Raw genomic sequence first — 2835 nt, forward strand, 5'->3', positions numbered from 1 at the left:
CCCGGTGGGCAAGGCGAGCCGGACCGGTGCCCGCGACCGCGCCGACGATCTGGCGCGCGAGGTTGCGGCACTGGCGATCACGTTGCACACCTCGCTGATCAAGTCAGCGGTGCGCGACGTTCTGGATCGCTGAGGACTAGACTTCCTCAGTGACTGCTAGGAGTGGGCGGAGGTCCGCGTATGGGTGAGGTTCGAGTCGTCGGGATTCGTGTCGAACAGCCCGCCAACCAGCCTGTACTGCTGCTGCGAGAGGCCGTCGGCGACCGCTACCTTCCGATCTGGATCGGCCAGACCGAGGCCAACGCGATCATCCTCGAACAGCAGGGTGTGGAGCCCGCGCGGCCGCTGACCCATGATCTGTTCCGCGACGTCATCGGCGCGCTCGGGCGCACCCTCAAGGAAGTCCGCATCGTCGATCTCCAGGAAGGCACGTTCTACGCCGACCTGATCTTCGACAAAGACGTGCGGGTGTCGGCGCGGCCTTCCGATTCGGTGGCCATCGCACTGCGGATGGATGTGCCGATCTACGTGGAGGAAGCCGTCCTCGACGAGGCCGGTCTGCTGATTCCCGACGAGAACGACGAGGAATCCAGCGGGACCGTCCGGGAGGACGAGGTCGAGAAGTTCAAGGAATTCCTCGACAGCATCTCCCCGGACGACTTCAAGGCCGGCTGACCAGGTCACGGATCCGTCTCATCTCTGTCATGGGTGCGCCGACACGCCAACCGGATACCGGCCACGACGCCTAGCGCCACACATACTTCGGGTGCGACTTGGGTTGCGGCAGGAGCCACGACCGCTCGTCGCCAGGCGTATGCTCGAACCACTTCAGAGCAAGCCGCGGGCGACTGGTTTTCAACGGCGGAGAGGAAAGCATCGTGGGCGACGAGCCACGTCAGGAGCAGCTTGATCTTGCTGTCCCCGCCCGTGACGAAGACCGGGCCGCTGCTGCCTCGCCGGTGGCGCCGGTGAGCGTACCGGTTCAGGGCGGTCTGTTCCCCGACGACTCGGTGCCCGACGAACTGGTCGGCTACCGCGGGCCCAGCGCCTGCCAGATCGCCGGCATCACCTACCGTCAGCTCGACTACTGGGCCCGCACCTCGCTGGTGGTGCCCTCGATCCGCGGTGCCGCCGGATCCGGCAGCCAGCGGCTGTATTCGTTCAAGGACATCCTGGTTCTCAAGATCGTCAAGCGTCTGCTCGACACCGGCATCTCGCTGCACAACATCCGGGTGGCCGTCGACCATCTGCGCCAGCGCGGCGTGCAGGACCTGGCCAACATCACCCTGTTCTCCGACGGCACCACGGTCTACGAGTGCACCTCCGCCGAGGAGGTCGTCGACCTTCTGCAGGGCGGCCAGGGCGTGTTCGGCATCGCGGTCAGCGGGGCGATGCGCGAACTCACCGGAGCCATCGCCGATTTCCCCGGCGAGCGTGCCGACGGCGGCGAGTCGATCGCCGCGCCCGAGGATGAACTGGCCTCGCGGCGCAAGAGCCGCGACCGCAAAATCGGCTGAGCCTCACGGCGGCTGAACCCCCGCGCTCAGAAGAGCCTGGTGCTCCGTGCCGGGCTGGCGGCGAACATCGAACCGAGCGCGATCACCTGGGCATATCCGTCGTGATCGCCGGTGGTGTAGTCCGGGTCGCTGGCCGGGATCATGTTCTGCATGTCGACCAGGCCCTGGTTGGACGCGCCGGTGAGCCACGACCTCTTCACCATGTTGTTCAGCAGTTCGCCGCGCGCCTCATCGAAGGACTCGTAGCCGTGCGTCGGCAGCAGACCGCCGCCGGTGGAATCGAGGTTCTCCGTGCTCGCCGAGGCGGTGAAGATGTAGTTGCCGTTGCCGTCGGGTTCTCCGCCGAAAGCCCGGATATGGGTGTTGGCCAGGAAGAACGGCAGATCGCGGTAGGCCGGACCGATACCGGTCAGGCCCAGCAGCCCGGTTTGTCCCAGCCCGAACGGCAGCGGGGCGAGGATGCCCATTCCCAGCGGTCCGCCCCGGGGGAACTGGGGGCTGGTCTCAGCGCCGACGATCCCCTTGTACCCGATGCTGCTGCAGCAGGACGGGCCGAAACCGGCCGCCCTGATCGCGAAGTCCAGTCTCACCTCCGCCTCCCACTTGCTGTTCGCCTTGACGACGAAGACGGTGTTGATGGGTTCCTGAATCGTCTTTCCCGGCGGCTTGGTGCAACTGCCGACCGACGAGCCCTCGCCGCAGTAGGGCTGACCGATCCAGTCGGCGATGTCCCCCTCCTTGTTGATCATCCACTTGCCCAACGTGCCGTAGCGGGTCGACACCGTGGCATCCGGACTCGGGGCGATCGCGACTTCTGCCGCCGCTACGGGGGTGGCTACCGGCTCAACCGGCAGGGTCTGGGCCGGCAGGGTGATCGTGGTGGCGGCCGGTGCGATCGGCACGGCGGCGGCCGGGCTGGCCACCTGGGTCGGCTCGTCGGGGATCGCTGCCGCGGTCAGATCCTTGCCCCGCCTCGGCAGGGTCGAGGCGGCCGGCTTGACGGCGACGTCCGGGCTGGCGATGCGGTTCGGTGCCGGTGCGGAGCGACCCGTCGAGGCTGAACTGGAGGCCGAACCGCGAGACGAGGTGTCCGGGCCGTCGGTGTCGGCGGCGGCGATCGCGGTTCCGCCGGCGACCGCCACTCCGATGCCCAGGGCCACCGCGATACCGCCCACCCGGCCGACGAACGATCCTGCGGTCATCACCGTCTCCTTAGTCCAGATTTATGGACCCTGTGCGCATCGGACCAGGCACATCGTGTGAGTTTCCAGAATGTTAGGTCGCAGCCTGGCCGGTGCGACTGGTTTCGCCGATCAGG

Annotated in this window: 3 protein-coding genes and 1 pseudogene; 3 read left to right on the top strand and 1 reads right to left on the bottom strand. The window is 67.2% G+C overall.

Annotated features, from left to right (window positions below; translation table 11 throughout):
- From ADBZ6I_RS16945 to ADBZ6I_RS16955, 3 genes and pseudogenes are all read left to right on the top strand, one after another.
- A pseudogene (locus ADBZ6I_RS16945) lies at positions 1-133 on the top strand (transcriptional regulator FtsR); the annotation flags it as partial.
- Between the two features lie 47 nt (positions 134-180).
- Positions 181-675 (top strand): bifunctional nuclease family protein, encoded by a 495-nt coding sequence (locus ADBZ6I_RS16950; protein WP_526385911.1) that lies wholly within the window; start codon positions 181-183, stop codon positions 673-675.
- Positions 676-878: 203 nt separating this feature from the next.
- Positions 879-1517, top strand: coding sequence for a MerR family transcriptional regulator (locus ADBZ6I_RS16955; RefSeq protein ID WP_526385913.1), 639 nt, complete (start codon positions 879-881; stop codon positions 1515-1517).
- A gap of 26 nt (positions 1518-1543) precedes the next feature.
- Here ADBZ6I_RS16955 and ADBZ6I_RS16960 read toward each other — a convergent pair whose 3' ends face one another.
- Positions 1544-2719, bottom strand: coding sequence for a hypothetical protein (locus tag ADBZ6I_RS16960; RefSeq protein ID WP_526385915.1), 1176 nt, complete (start codon positions 2717-2719; stop codon positions 1544-1546).
- Positions 2720-2835 lie beyond the last annotated feature (116 nt).

This window comes from Mycobacterium sp. (genome assembly GCF_044342925.1).
Taxonomy (GTDB): domain Bacteria; phylum Actinomycetota; class Actinomycetes; order Mycobacteriales; family Mycobacteriaceae; genus Mycobacterium.

What these genes read in the sequence shown, in the direction of transcription:
- ADBZ6I_RS16950 (WP_526385911.1), top strand. Translation starts at nt 181, where the DNA reads ATGGGTGAGGTTCGAGTCGTCGGGATTCGTGTCGAACAGCCCGCCAAC.
- ADBZ6I_RS16960 (WP_526385915.1), bottom strand. Translation starts at nt 2,719, where the DNA reads ATGACCGCAGGATCGTTCGTCGGCCGGGTGGGCGGTATCGCGGTGGCC.